The sequence below is a fragment of the Arthrobacter pigmenti genome (assembly GCF_011927905.1).
GTDB classification, from domain to species: Bacteria; Actinomycetota; Actinomycetes; order Actinomycetales; family Micrococcaceae; genus Arthrobacter_D; species Arthrobacter_D pigmenti.
Window position 1 is genome coordinate 3,285,879 of the sequence record NZ_JAATJL010000001.1, and the last position, 11,937, is coordinate 3,297,815.

An 11,937-nucleotide genomic window follows, 5' to 3' on the forward strand; every position below is an offset into this window, starting at 1 on the left:
GGAACTTCAATCCGCGCCTGGATCTACCGGATTTCGTTCCCCGGATTCGCCCGGTCATAGTCCTCGCGTGAATCGCCAATGGCGTCCTTGTGTGCCAGGGACCAGTCCGCCAGTTGCTTGACCAGGTGGGTCAGGCTCGCCCCACGATCGGTGAGGTCGTAGGTGACCTGCGGGGGAACCGCCGCGAGCACGGTTCGCGTGATCAGTCCGTCTCGTTCCAACCGGCGCACCGTGAGCGTCAGCATCCGCTGGGAGATCCCCTCAACGGCCCGCTGCAGTTCGCGAAATCTTCTGGGACCTGACGCCAGCTCGACGATTACCAACACCGACCACTTATCTCCGATGCGGTCCAATACATCGCGAATACCGCAATCAGCGTGTTCCGCTTTGCCGCAGGCTCCAGTCCAAGGGTTACCCCGATGTGACCGACTGACATCAAAGTGCCTCCTTGTGGACCCTCCAGCTGGTTACTCAGGATGAGTCTAGTAACTGATTAGAACCTTCAGGAGAAACATGATTTTGGTAACCGGTGTCTCAGGCCAGCTGGGTGCCGCTGTCTTTGCGCACCTCACAAAGCTAGGCGCCGACGTCGTTGGCGGCACCCGCCGGAGTGCTGATGTCCCGGACACAAGGCAGATTGATTTCGACGACGATGCCACCCTCCACTTCGAAGACGTCGACACGCTGGTCTTCATTTCCGCGGGCGCCGACGAGGACGACACCGTCATCGAACGCCATCGACGGGTCATCGATGCGGCGGAACGCGATGGTGTGGAGCACATCACCTATACCAGCCTCGCCACGGGAGGTGACCACCTTGCGTTCGCGTTGGCCCACCGCTGGACTGAGCGGCGGCTGATGGCCGGGTCGACCCCGTGGACCATCCTGCGCAATGGGCTGTACGCAGAACTTGTGGGACACCTTCTTACCCCGAACGACGACGGCGTCATCACTGCGCCATTCGGAGAGGCGCCGATTGCCGCCGTGGCCAGGCAGGATCTTGCCGAAGCAGCGGCTTTGGTTGCGCTTGCGCCCGCGCGGCACAGCGGCCGCACCTATAACCTCGTAGGCGCCCGCCCGTTTTCTGCCGGCGATGTCGCGGGGATCATAGGGGCAACGTATCGGCCGGCGTCCCTCAAGGATCTTCGAGCCGAACTGGCTGACGTGGAGCTACTCCCGTTTCAGCCAGCCATGCTTCACTCCATCCACAGCGCCGCGACACATGGATTCCTACGGGAGCCGGGAACGGACCTGGCGAAGGTACTCGGTCGTGTGCCAACCGAGCCGCTCCCGGTGGCCGCTGCTGTTGCGCGACGGGGCGAATAGCAGGCTTGAGGTCCGCCGCGCGATTCGCCAGGCAGGAACCTGTGTCTCTCTCAGAAAACGACTGCAGCGCTCTCAACGCATGCAATGCCTGCAGTGCGGGCGTTCGCTGAAACACCTATGGGAGTGCCCGAAGCGTCATTCAGGAGCAAGTAGGCTGAAACGGTGACGACTGCCGATGTGAGCCACGCCTACTCACAGCGCGCGGATGAGTACGTTGCCGCCGTCGGACACATCGAGGCAGTCCATCCCGCTGATCTGGAGCTTGTCCGCGAATGGGCAGCCGGCCTGGAAGGCGAACTGATTGACGCCGGATGCGGTCCTGGACACTGGACGAGCTTCCTTCAGGATCATGGCGCGTCGGTTGAGGGTGTCGACCTGGTACCGACATTCATTTCGCAAGCGAAAGCACGCTACCCGGGTGTTCCTTTCAGGGTGGGTACGCTTGATGACCTGAAAGCTCCCGACGCGTCGCTTGGCGGCATCCTCGCCTGGTATTCCATCATCCACATGACTCCTGCGGAGGTGGCCGCAGCACTACGCGAATTCGCGCGATGTGTGTGGCCGGGCGGCGGACTGCTCCTAGGTTTCTTCGAAGGGCTGCAGCTAGAGAGCTTTCCCCACGCTGTTGTCCCGGCGTACTACTGGCCCATTGAGGAGTTGTCCCGTCGCCTGAGTGCCGCCGGGTTTGAGACGGTCGAAACTCATTCGCGGGTTGGTCCTGGGCATCGCCCGCACGGAGCTATTGCCGCCCGACGCTTTGACCACTCACAGAAGGATGAGAACGCCCATGCCAGTTGACCGCTACGACGCCGCGCCTGCCGATACTCCATTCAAGCTAGGACTGCATCACATACTGCTCGCAATTCCGGCAGGCAGTGAGGACGAGTGCCGGGCGTTCTACGTCGGCGTCCTCGGCCTCACGGAAGTTGAGAAGCCTGCGGACCTCGCCGCACGAGGTGGTCTGTGGGTGCGCGGCGACAACCTTGAAGTGCATCTCGGCGTCGAGGAAGACTTCACGCCGCAGAAGAAGGCCCATCCGGGCATTCTCGTCCAAAACCTTAATGACCTCGCCGCCAGAGTAGAGGCACACGGACTGACGCCCAAGTGGGACGACGGCTTCCCCGGGATGCGACGCTTCTACCTGAATGACAACAACGGCAACCGGCTCGAGTTCCTCTCGCCACAGTAAGCCCCCGTGAGGGTGCAGCGCCAAGCGCCTCGTGAAGCCCGCGACTACGTCCGCAGCGGGAAGCGCTCCGCATCCTGGACGGTGAGCAAGTCAAGCAGAAATTCCTGTTGACCAGGCAGGTGCCACTCGGCCCCTTCAGTCAGTTGCCAGGTGCCCCATTCAAGACGCATATACTTCAGGGCTGCTGGCCATAGCTCAGTTTCATCCGCGGTAAGAGGGGGCGCCTCCGCCACGTAGCCCGCCAGGTATGCCTTCCATTCTTCGCTCGAGAAGAGGCGGCCGGGGTTATTCTTCGCCTCGCTGGCGAACAGCAGGACAGAGAGTGCAAGGTCCAGCAGCCTTGGTGCAACTTCACCGTTCTCGAAATCGATGAAGGTCGGAATCTGGCTCTCGTCGGCGTAGATGAGGTTCGATGCACGGTAGTCCAGGCTCACTGCGCAGCTGGGAAGGCCTGCGTCCCGAATTGCTGGAAGTGGTTCGGAGTGAAACGCTTCCAGCTCTCCTACCCAACGCGAAGCGGCCTCGGCAGCGCCGAGCGGATAATCCCCGCCCTCCAATGATTGGGCGTGCTCCCTGCAGACCTGCTGGATCGCCTCAACGTCCTCGCTCACCGATTCCGCACTGAATTTCGGCCACTCGAAGCGGGGCAAGCCGGCGTCGTCGAAAGTGAAGGATTCGCGATGGAAGATTCCCAGTCCACGCCCTGCGGCCATGATGAATGCCGTAGTGCCCGGCCAGACAGTCCCCTCGATCCAGGGGTACGCCATCCAGGCAGTTTCGGCGGCGTGCACCGGTAGCTCCGTTGCAGCCAGTGTCAGCGGGCGAACGCACGGAAAGCCTGCATTGTGTAGGTGCGTCTGCCACCTCCCCAGAGCGGCCGCCTGGCCCGGATCGGACAGCGTCGGCTTGACGACAGCGTCAGCTTCCCTGCCGTCGGCGGTCGTAAGCCGCGCTCGGTAGACAGGCCCCCATTCGTAGATCGAGGCAGGACTGAATTCGACGACGTCGCGCTCCAAACCTGCGCGGACCGCTTCCGCTCGGCTAGTTTCCTGATCACCGCTCACAATGGCTCACCTTCCAGCTACGTTCTGTGTTTCGCAGGCTACCAGAGTGGTTGGGTAATCCCAATCGGTTAGCCCATGCAGCCGCTCAGCGCATACCCGGAGCGGGAAGTGCTCCGTACAGTTCCAACGCCGCGCCACCCACCTGGACTGCCGCCGTCGTCGTCGTCCTGTTCACCACATCGCACACGACCAGTGTGATGTTGTCCCGGCTGTCGTGTTGGCCGGCCAGGGCGATGAGAATGTCGGCGGTGGCTTCGGGGTCAAGCCCTGCCGACAGCGTCTCTTCCACCAGTTCGATCGGCACGTAGTCCGTCAAGCCGTCGCTGCACAGAAGCCAGCGGTCGCCATCCAGTGCTTCATGGCGGGACAAACCCACGGAGGATGTCGGACTGCTGTTGTCACCGGAGAGCACCTTCAGAACCACTGACCGCATCGGGTGCCTTCGCGAGTCCGCGGCGGTGATCTTTTGGGCATCAAGAAGGTCCTGGATGTATGAATCGTCCCTGGAAACCTGGTGGACTTGCGTCCCCCGCAGCAGGTACGCACGCGAGTCGCCGATATGAGCCAGCAGCAGGCCGCCGTCGCCACGGAACAGTGCCGACAAGGTGGTCGACATGCCTGTCAGCGCCTCGTCATGCCTCACCCGCAGGGACACGCCGAAGTTCGCCGTCGCGATCGTTTCCCGAACCTGGTTCTCACTGAGCTCACGGCCGCGCATCGACTGGATGACCGCGGCCAGATTCTGAATCACCATTGCCGACGCGACCTCGCCACCGGCATGCCCGCCCACACCATCCGCTACGGCGATAGCGGACTCTGACGTAAGAAATGAGTCCTCGTTATTGTCCCGGTGTGCTCCTTGCCAGGAACGACCAGCCGCTTGAAATGCGAGTGTCATTGCTACTCCGTTCTGTGAACCGAACCCGGACCATCTGAAGACCAGAGCCTACTAAAGGCCTGGGCTAACAGATCTCAGAAGGTTGCGAGTGAGCGGGATTCTCCGGTCGCCAGCGTAACCAGATTCACGCCGGCATACCGACCCCAGGAAGTCCATCGAGGGACGGACTGACAAGAAGACGACGCCGCCGGGCCCTGCGAAGGTCGCAACGGCGTCGAAATCTACCCGGCGAGGCGTCCGGAAATCAGCGAAAGCCGCAGGATCAAGCTCATTCAGGCGCGGCCCGACAGCCAGGCTAACGTGGGGCACATGACGGCGATGCGACCGCGTTTCGAGCGAGCTCAGGTCTTGTTCGTTCAGTTGGCGCCAGATGCTTCGAACACCAGCATCGAGCTCCGGATCGAAAAAGAGCTCGAGCGAGTACATCAACCCAGTGTGCCATGAGGATACCGATGACTTTCAGGCACGCCCCACGTCTACTCAGAGGTAGCGATCAACGTGAAAGGCGCACCTGACATGACCGCCATCTGGCCCACCGTGCACGCAGAACGAATAGCCCTTGCGGACGATCTCGAAGCGCTGACACCCGAGCAGTGGGCGACGCCGTCGTTATGTTCAGGCTGGGACGTGCACGACGTCGTCGCGCACCTGATTGCCACCGCCAAGATCACACCCTGGAGCTTCATCAAGCACTTCGCGGCGGCCGGTTTCGACTTCGACAAGGCGAACGCAAACGAAGTATCGGATGAGCGAAAGGGAAGCCCGGCGGAGACGCTCTCCTCATTTCGCGCCGTCCAGTTTCGCACCTCATCTCCACCGGCACCCAAGGACACACGGCTCGTCGAGGCGTTCGTGCATGGTGAGGACATCCGCCGGCCCCTCGGTATCGTGCGCGACTACCCGGCTGCCGCCGTCGTACGTGCCCTTGCGCTGCAAGCGCGCACCAGCGTTGCGGTGGGCGGCGGGAAAGGCCTAATAGCCGGTCTTACCCTCACCGCGACCGATGCTGAGTTCATCCACGGTACGGGACCCACCGTTGAGGGATCGGCGATCTCACTGCTGATGGCGGTATCGGGCCGCAGGACCGCCCTGGCGGACCTCAGCGGTCCGGGGAAGCCCGTTTTGGAAGCTCGTTATCCAGCGAGGGCAGGCGACTGAGCTGCAACGGTCCGAAGGAGCGTATCCAGGCGCTGCGAGGTCTCCCTGTATTCAGCGGTTTCCGGGTTCAAGGCGCCGTAGGCCCTGGGAACTGCGAACTCAGCGGGACTGACGTCAGCGCCAATGCGTTCCAGAACGCTGCGCAGATGCGCGGCGGAGCGACCTCCGCCACCCGGCGTGGGTGATGCGCTGATCACTAGGGTCGGCTTCATCGCGAGGGCACTGCTGCGGTGCGGGCGGGACAGCCACTCGACGGCGTTCATGAGTACGCCGGGTGTTGTGCCGTTGTATTCGGGAGTTGCTATGACCACCATGTCACTTTCGGCTGTCAGCTGCCGCAGGTTTTCAACGGCATCCGGTATTTCGCGAGCTTCGATATCGGCGTTGTAAAAGGGCAGCGCAGCGAGGTTCGTCTCCACCTCGACGTTATGCTCTGGGAGGTTGGCTGCGACCATGCGGATCAGCGCACTATTGAACGAATCCGCCCTGGTGGAACCCGAGATACCCAAGATCTTCATCATGTGCTCCTTCCTTGATATAGTTAGTTGACTAACTACTATTTAAAGTTAGGTGGCTAACTAACCGATGTCAAGGGCTTCGATGACTGAAGACGAAGTGCGATCACTCAATGCGGCCATCCGCACCATCGGAATGCGGCATCGCGCCTTAGCGAGTGCCGCACTCGCCCGAATCGGACTGGCGGTTGGCCAGGAGACCGTGATTATGGAGCTAGCCCGTCGTGGCCCGCGCAGTCAGGCCCAGCTTGCCGTCGCCGCAGGATGTGAGCCCCCCACCATGACTGCGGCAGTTCGCCGGATGGAAGCCAATGGCATCATTCGGCGGGAACCATCCGCTGAGGACCGCCGCGCCGTCGTCGTAAATCTCACTGATCAGGGACGGGGAGTAGCCGAGCAGCTCTCATCGGTCTGGCGTGACATCGCCGAAGAAACCACAGCCGGGTTGGCCAGAACAGAAGTCTCCGACCTGATCGATGCGCTCGGTGATCTCGCCCAGAGCCTGAAGGGCCGCTCCGTACCCGTGGAATAGCCAGGGCCTCAACGCTCCTGAAGGGCCAGCCGTCCGGCAAGGGCAACGTACGTTGCGGCAAATGTGCGGCGCATCCACGTCACTACTCTCGGCCGGGTGATCACGTACTTCCTCATGGCGGCTGCGAACAATCCATACGCCCCGAAAATCACCAGTGTGACGCCCATGAAAACCAGGCTGAGACCGGCCATGTGAAGCCAGGCGTCCGGTTCGGCCGGACGGACAAACTGCGGGAGGAACGCGAAAAAGAAGATCGTAAGCTTCGGGTTCAGCACGTTGATGAGGATCGCCGAGCGGATGACGTTCCAGTCGGACGCAGGCGCCGAACGCGCGTCCACCTCGAGAGAGCTTTTGTCGCGCCAGGTCTGCCAGGCGAGATAGAGCAGGTAGACCACGCCAAGGTACTTGATGGTCTGGAACGCGATGGCGCTGGCGTTGAGGAGCGCGGCGAGCCCGGTAATCGCGGCAACCATATGCGGAACAACGCCCAGGGTGCAGCCGAACGCCGCGACCAGACTTGCCCGGGTTCCGCGGGCCATGCCGGCGGCAATCGTGTACAGGGCTCCGGTGCCCGGCGTCGCCACAATCACGAGTGTGGTCAGTAGAAACGCGACGCTCACTAGCCGTCCTCGTTTCGGATGCGCGCGTTGTACTCAAGGGCCACACCAAGCCAGAAGGAGAGCCCCTCCCCCGTGGCCGTCGCTTCCGGGCCCACCGAAATCCAGCCATCTCCCATGGGCCGATCGGCACCCATCTCAGCGGGCCGCGCGCCGCTGACAGCAAGCAATTCGCCGCTGCGGCGGGGATCTATGCGCACCAGCAAATCGCCGTCGCGCCTTACGCTCACCACCATCTTCCCGTTCACCATGAAGGAGAGCCCGCCGAACATCTTCTTCTCGCGCACCGCGCCCTGCGTTGCCAACGCATAGCGGATGCGATCCGCCAGTTCCCAATCAGGCACGGCAATCTCCATCTCTCCAGAAGGTGCACGCTACATCCCCGAAGCCGCGCGGGGAAGACTTCCAGCCAAAGGTGGCACCTCGCGCTGAATTGCCCTGCGCGGTCCAAGGCCCGATGACCAGGTCCAACCTGCTGCGTAACACGGAAATAACGATCGTCGTTTCGGGATAGTAATCCGCTCCGGACCCTGGCGCTCACTGGATCCCCGCGAGTCAAGGGGTCAGGCGTTTGCGCCGACACAAGAGCCGTCCAGCAGCCCGGATAACGAGAAAATATCGCTCATTGAAGGAGAAAAATAAGCGTGCTTACGGTGAGGGGGAACGGCGCAGCAGTACATCAATCGGGTTGAAAGCGCCGCCAACCAACCCATCGAAGGAGGAATGCAATATGACTACGCACACGTACATGAGCCGGACCCGGAAGCTTGCTATGGCCGGCATCCTGCCGATCGCCGCTCTGAGCCTTGCCGGGTGCAACAGCACTTCCGGAACTGAGACGGGAGCCGACGTCGAAGACATAGCCGAGGAGGACGCCGCCGTCGATGCGGAATCGGGCCCTTACGACGGTGTTTACGACACAGATTTCTACGAGAACTATGACAGCTATGTCAACGAGGAAGTGACCTTGTCGGCGGATGTGAACGAGATCGTGTCCGATACATCCTTCACCATCGCGGGCACCGATGACACGACGGTGGAAGCCCTCCTGGTGGTCGCCCAGGGCGAGATGGAGGAAGTGACTCCCGGATTGACTGTTTCCGTAACGGGTACGGTCTATGAGTCATTCGACCTCCCGACGGTTGAGGACGAGACCGGGTTGGATCTCGAGGACGAAGCATTTGCTGACTGGGACGGTGAGAACTACATCGTTGCCCAGAGTGTCGACACTTCTGTGGACGCCGACAGCTAGGCCAGGCTCCCGACCGGACGGCCTTCCACGGCTGGACGGTGTGAGCTAACACGGTTAGGTGGCTACGTCCTCGGGGCGGGCCGCCTGACCGTCGTGCAAGGGAGCAAGTTCCACCTCGAGAGCACAGCAATTGATCGTCGCCGTTGCTCTGCGTGCTCAAGCTCCAGAAGCATCGGGTGCGTTCGGTGCGCAGGGGGCTAACCATCGCAGAGATCCAGGAAAGCGCGTAACTCAGCTTTCCAGGCGGGCGGGGAATCCAGATGGGCGTCATGTCCGGCGCCAGGAAGGTTTACCCGTCGGATGACGGGCGCCTTCGACGCGAATGCACTCCGCTCCTCCTCGGAAAACATGCCGTTGCTGCCATACACCACGGTTGTGGGGCAGGCGACCCTTTCCCACTCTTCCCACCGCGGTACCGCAACTGCCCGCATGGTCTCGACCATGACGTCGGCATCGAAGCGTGGATGCAATCCATCTGGCCTCATCTCCAGGTCTTCGACCCACGCTCGCTGGAGCGGACCGTCGCCAAGGAAGCTTCGAGCTTCCAACTGATCGCGAAACGGTGTGGGCCATGATGAAAAGTAGGCTCCCAACTCCTGATGCTCCGCCTCCGTCCCCCGCCCCGCGTCAGATTCGAGCAGCAGTAACCGGCTAACCAGGTCCGGGCGGTGGGCCGCCACGAGCATCGCGGTGTGACCACCCATCGATTGCCCGACGAGCGCGGCCGGACCTCCGATCTCCTCGATGACCTGCACAACATCCGCGACGACCAGCAGAAAGCGACGTGCGGCTGAACTACTCGCCGTCGCTGATTCAAGCGCCGACCCGTTGCAGTTTGCCCAGCAACTCTGCCAGCATGGCGAGCTCCCCCGGGTCTACACCCGCCAGCAGTTCGGCATCTGATTTCAGGACGGCTGCCGCCCCATTCTCGACCAAGGCGTGCCCTCGCTTCGTAAGCGTCACGATGACGGTTTTGCCGTATTCACCACGACTCCTTTGTACCAGCCCACCTTCCTCAGCACGCGTGATGCGCTGCGAGATAGCCCCCGCGCTGACCAGCGTGCGCTCGGTGATCTGACGGGTCGATAACTGATACGGCGCGCCAGATCTACGCAGCACGCTTAGGAGATCCAGCGTCGAAGCGTCCAGTCCGGCCTCCAGCAGAACGCGATCCCGCCCTTCCCTGACCCGCTTGGTGAGTCGCAGTATCGGCGTGACGATGTGAATGGAGGAAACGTCCACGCCCGGGAGTTCGCGTTTCCAGGCCGCGGCAATACCAGCTACGGATGTGGCTTCCTCATCAGATCCGCCTATTTCTCCGACTTGTTGCATTTGACTTCCCATGTGAGACGAGCTGTATGTTTAGCGCTAAACATACAATAACGGAAGGACACTGCCAATGAGCAGGACAATACTGGTCACCGGTGGAAGCAATGGAATTGGACGTGCGATCGCGCAACAGTTCGTCGAAGCAGGTGATCGGGTCATCATCACTGGACGTACCTCGAATCGACTCCGAGCGACTGCCGAAAGCCTCGGGTGCGAGCACATTCGATCCGACGCCGGCAATCCGGATGACGTTGCGGCACTCTTCGACGAGCTGAATGGCCACGTGGACGTACTCGTAAACAATGCGGGCGGCTTTGCTCCGCGGCCAACTAATGAAGAAGAAAACCCGATCAATGCGACTGCTTCACAGTGGATGGAGAACCTGCGGCTGAATCTGCTGTCGGCGGTTCTCATGACGACAGCCTGCCAACCACGTCTGCGCCCCGGCTCTGCGGTCATTCATCTGGGTTCGATTGGAGCCGAGTACGCAGGCAATGCCTACTCCACTGCTAAAGCAGCCCTTGCGGCCTGGAACGCAGGGCTCTCCGCCCAGCTTGGGCCGAACGGCATCACCACAAACGTAATTGCCGCAGGCTACATTGAGGATACGGACCTGTTCCACGGTGGCATGCGCGATGAACGACGGGCAAAACTCATCGCTGCCACGCACGACAAACGCGCAGGGGACGCCGCCGATATCGCTGCAACTGCGTTCTTTCTGGCGTCACCGGGTGCCCGACATATCACCGGGCAAACCATCCACGTCAACGGGGGCGCACACACCACTCGCTGAGTGGAAACGCAACATGGACAATACGACGACGGCGCCATGCCGCCCAGGTGCCGAAACGCGGCACAGCGGTCTACTGAAGCGTGTGATTCGCATCCCATCCGGAATAGTTGCCCCGGCAACAATCGTTTCCGAGTGAAACGCTTGTAGTGAAAGGACTTTCCCGTGCTCTTCTCCCCGATGACCCTTGGTGATCTGGAACTGCCGAACCGTTTAGTAATGGCTCCGCTCACAAGGTGCCGCTCCGGTGAGGACGGCGTGCCCGGCGCGATCGTCGTCGAGCATTACCGCCAACGCGCCACACTGGGGCTGATCGTCAGTGAAGGCACTTACCCCAGCCATGTCGGGCAGGGCTTTCCCGGACAGCCCGGTCTCGTGACTGATGAGCAGATCCAGGGCTGGGCCAAGGTCACCGAAGCCGTCCACAGTGAGGGCGGCCGGATCTTCGCCCAGGTGATGCATGCCGGCCGGGTCACGCATGAGGACACCAATGGGGGCCACAACGTGGTCGGCCCCAGCGCCATCGCGATCGAGGGCATGACCCGCACCTACAAGGGCAAGCAACCGTATCCGGTCCCGCACGGCCTCACCAGGGACGAACTCCCCGGTGTGATTCAGGAGTTTGTGCAGGGCTCGCTCAACGCGATCAAGGCCGGGTTCGACGGCGTTGAGCTGCACGCTGCCAACGGATACCTGCTGCACGAGTTCCTTTCCCCCGCCGCCAACCAGCGCGACGACGAGTACGGCGGCTCACCTGCGAACCGTGCCCGCTTCGTGATTGAAGTGACCGAAGCCGTCGTTGCCGCGATCGGCGCCGAGCGCGTGGGTATCAGGATCTCGCCCGAGCACAACGTCCAGGGAGCTACCGAACTCGATCACGAAGACTCCCGGCAGACCTACGCGTTGCTGGCCGAGGCCCTGTCGCCCCTCAGCCTCGCCTACCTGAGCGTGCTCCACCGTGAGCCTGCCGGTGAACTCGTGCAGGAACTGCGCCGGCGCTTCAACGGCACTTTCCTCCTGAACACCGGCTTCAGCGTGATGACCACCCGAGATGAGGCGATCTCACTGGTTGCGGATGGGCTGGCAGACGCCGTCGTCGTCGGTCGCCCGGCGATTGCCAACCCTGATCTGGCGCGCCGCTGGAAGGAAGATCTGCCGGTCAACGAACCGAACCAGGCCACCTTCTACAGTGCCGGCGCCGAGGGCTACACGGATTATCCCGTCTACCAGCCGGCCTAGCGACGGAGTGATGGATGTCCTGCTTCTT

Annotated in this window: 16 protein-coding genes; 8 read left to right on the forward strand and 8 right to left on the reverse strand. The window is 61.9% G+C overall.

Going from position 1 to position 11,937, the window contains the following annotated elements; all coding sequences use genetic code 11:
• Positions 1 to 23 precede the first annotated feature (23 nt).
• Complete coding sequence (locus BJ994_RS15400; protein ID WP_342450398.1) at positions 24 to 326, reverse strand: winged helix-turn-helix transcriptional regulator; 303 nt, start codon at positions 324 to 326, stop codon at positions 24 to 26.
• 187 nt (positions 327 to 513) lie between these two features.
• On the opposite strand from BJ994_RS15400, the gene BJ994_RS15405 reads away from it, so the two are divergent.
• From BJ994_RS15405 to BJ994_RS15415, 3 genes are all read left to right on the forward strand, one after another.
• Positions 514 to 1,326: an NAD(P)H-binding protein gene (locus BJ994_RS15405; protein WP_167995309.1), complete on the forward strand. Its 813-nt coding sequence runs from the start codon at positions 514 to 516 to the stop codon at positions 1,324 to 1,326.
• A 162-nt stretch (positions 1,327 to 1,488) separates the two neighbouring features.
• On the forward strand, positions 1,489 to 2,124 hold the full coding sequence (locus BJ994_RS15410) for a methyltransferase domain-containing protein (RefSeq protein ID WP_167995310.1): 636 nt from the start codon (positions 1,489 to 1,491) through the stop codon (positions 2,122 to 2,124).
• Positions 2,114 to 2,515 carry a VOC family protein gene (locus BJ994_RS15415; protein ID WP_167995311.1) on the forward strand — a complete coding sequence of 134 codons (402 nt, stop codon included), beginning with the start codon at positions 2,114 to 2,116 and terminating at the stop codon, positions 2,513 to 2,515. The genes BJ994_RS15410 and BJ994_RS15415 overlap by 11 nt, the downstream gene beginning before the upstream one ends.
• 44 nt (positions 2,516 to 2,559) lie before the next feature.
• On the opposite strand, the gene BJ994_RS15420 is transcribed toward BJ994_RS15415, so the two are convergent.
• Together BJ994_RS15420 and BJ994_RS15425 are read right to left on the reverse strand one after the other, a co-directional pair.
• On the reverse strand, positions 2,560 to 3,579 hold the full coding sequence (locus BJ994_RS15420; RefSeq protein ID WP_167995312.1) for a phosphotransferase: 1,020 nt from the start codon (positions 3,577 to 3,579) through the stop codon (positions 2,560 to 2,562).
• Positions 3,580 to 3,664: 85 nt separating this feature from the next.
• A complete protein-coding gene (locus tag BJ994_RS15425) occupies positions 3,665 to 4,477 on the reverse strand; it encodes a PP2C family protein-serine/threonine phosphatase (protein ID WP_167995313.1) in 813 nt (270 codons plus the stop codon).
• Between the two features lie 516 nt (positions 4,478 to 4,993).
• On the opposite strand from BJ994_RS15425, the gene BJ994_RS15430 reads away from it, so the two are divergent.
• A complete protein-coding gene (locus tag BJ994_RS15430; RefSeq protein ID WP_167995314.1) occupies positions 4,994 to 5,635 on the forward strand; it encodes a maleylpyruvate isomerase family mycothiol-dependent enzyme in 642 nt (213 codons plus the stop codon).
• Here the strand turns inward: BJ994_RS15430 and BJ994_RS15435 are convergent.
• Complete coding sequence (locus BJ994_RS15435; RefSeq protein WP_209066915.1) at positions 5,611 to 6,153, reverse strand: NADPH-dependent FMN reductase; 543 nt, start codon at positions 6,151 to 6,153, stop codon at positions 5,611 to 5,613. The two genes, BJ994_RS15430 and BJ994_RS15435, sit on opposite strands and share 25 nt — an antisense overlap.
• 82 nt (positions 6,154 to 6,235) lie before the next feature.
• On the opposite strand from BJ994_RS15435, the gene BJ994_RS15440 reads away from it, so the two are divergent.
• Entirely contained in the window at positions 6,236 to 6,682 is a 447-nt protein-coding gene (locus tag BJ994_RS15440) for a MarR family winged helix-turn-helix transcriptional regulator (RefSeq protein ID WP_167995316.1), read from the forward strand.
• 8 nt (positions 6,683 to 6,690) lie between these two features.
• Here BJ994_RS15440 and BJ994_RS15445 read toward each other — a convergent pair whose 3' ends face one another.
• Together BJ994_RS15445 and BJ994_RS15450 are read right to left on the reverse strand one after the other, a co-directional pair.
• Entirely contained in the window at positions 6,691 to 7,302 is a 612-nt protein-coding gene (locus BJ994_RS15445) for a LysE family transporter (RefSeq protein ID WP_167995317.1), read from the reverse strand.
• Positions 7,302 to 7,643, reverse strand: coding sequence for a TfoX/Sxy family protein (locus BJ994_RS15450; RefSeq protein WP_342450399.1), 342 nt, complete (start codon positions 7,641 to 7,643; stop codon positions 7,302 to 7,304). Before BJ994_RS15450 ends, BJ994_RS15445 begins: the two co-directional genes overlap by 1 nt.
• A 386-nt stretch (positions 7,644 to 8,029) precedes the next feature.
• On the opposite strand from BJ994_RS15450, the gene BJ994_RS15455 reads away from it, so the two are divergent.
• Positions 8,030 to 8,551 carry a hypothetical protein gene (locus BJ994_RS15455; RefSeq protein WP_167995319.1) on the forward strand — a complete coding sequence of 174 codons (522 nt, stop codon included), beginning with the start codon at positions 8,030 to 8,032 and terminating at the stop codon, positions 8,549 to 8,551.
• 197 nt (positions 8,552 to 8,748) lie between these two features.
• On the opposite strand, the gene BJ994_RS15460 is transcribed toward BJ994_RS15455, so the two are convergent.
• Together BJ994_RS15460 and BJ994_RS15465 are read right to left on the reverse strand one after the other, a co-directional pair.
• Positions 8,749 to 9,288 (reverse strand): alpha/beta fold hydrolase, encoded by a 540-nt coding sequence (locus BJ994_RS15460; protein ID WP_342450456.1) that lies wholly within the window; start codon positions 9,286 to 9,288, stop codon positions 8,749 to 8,751.
• Positions 9,289 to 9,364: 76 nt separating this feature from the next.
• Positions 9,365 to 9,883 (reverse strand): MarR family winged helix-turn-helix transcriptional regulator, encoded by a 519-nt coding sequence (locus BJ994_RS15465; protein ID WP_167995321.1) that lies wholly within the window; start codon positions 9,881 to 9,883, stop codon positions 9,365 to 9,367.
• Between the two features lie 67 nt (positions 9,884 to 9,950).
• Here BJ994_RS15465 and BJ994_RS15470 point away from each other — a divergent pair, with 67 nt between their 5' ends.
• Positions 9,951 to 10,673, forward strand: coding sequence for an SDR family NAD(P)-dependent oxidoreductase (locus tag BJ994_RS15470; protein ID WP_167995322.1), 723 nt, complete (start codon positions 9,951 to 9,953; stop codon positions 10,671 to 10,673).
• A gap of 162 nt (positions 10,674 to 10,835) precedes the next feature.
• Positions 10,836 to 11,909 (forward strand): alkene reductase, encoded by a 1,074-nt coding sequence (locus tag BJ994_RS15475; RefSeq protein WP_342450400.1) that lies wholly within the window; start codon positions 10,836 to 10,838, stop codon positions 11,907 to 11,909.
• Positions 11,910 to 11,937 lie beyond the last annotated feature (28 nt).

Excerpts from the sequence above, each read along its gene's own strand:
- BJ994_RS15405 (WP_167995309.1), top strand. The coding sequence starts at position 514 with ATGATTTTGGTAACCGGTGTCTCAGGCCAGCTGGGTGCCGCTGTCTTT.
- BJ994_RS15415 (WP_167995311.1), top strand. The coding sequence starts at position 2,114 with ATGCCAGTTGACCGCTACGACGCCGCGCCTGCCGATACTCCATTCAAG.
- BJ994_RS15425 (WP_167995313.1), bottom strand. The coding sequence starts at position 4,477 with ATGACACTCGCATTTCAAGCGGCTGGTCGTTCCTGGCAAGGAGCACAC.
- BJ994_RS15430 (WP_167995314.1), top strand. The coding sequence starts at position 4,994 with ATGACCGCCATCTGGCCCACCGTGCACGCAGAACGAATAGCCCTTGCG.
- BJ994_RS15435 (WP_209066915.1), bottom strand. The coding sequence starts at position 6,153 with ATGAAGATCTTGGGTATCTCGGGTTCCACCAGGGCGGATTCGTTCAAT.
- BJ994_RS15440 (WP_167995316.1), top strand. The coding sequence starts at position 6,236 with ATGACTGAAGACGAAGTGCGATCACTCAATGCGGCCATCCGCACCATC.
- BJ994_RS15455 (WP_167995319.1), top strand. The coding sequence starts at position 8,030 with ATGACTACGCACACGTACATGAGCCGGACCCGGAAGCTTGCTATGGCC.
- BJ994_RS15465 (WP_167995321.1), bottom strand. The coding sequence starts at position 9,883 with ATGCAACAAGTCGGAGAAATAGGCGGATCTGATGAGGAAGCCACATCC.
- BJ994_RS15470 (WP_167995322.1), top strand. The coding sequence starts at position 9,951 with ATGAGCAGGACAATACTGGTCACCGGTGGAAGCAATGGAATTGGACGT.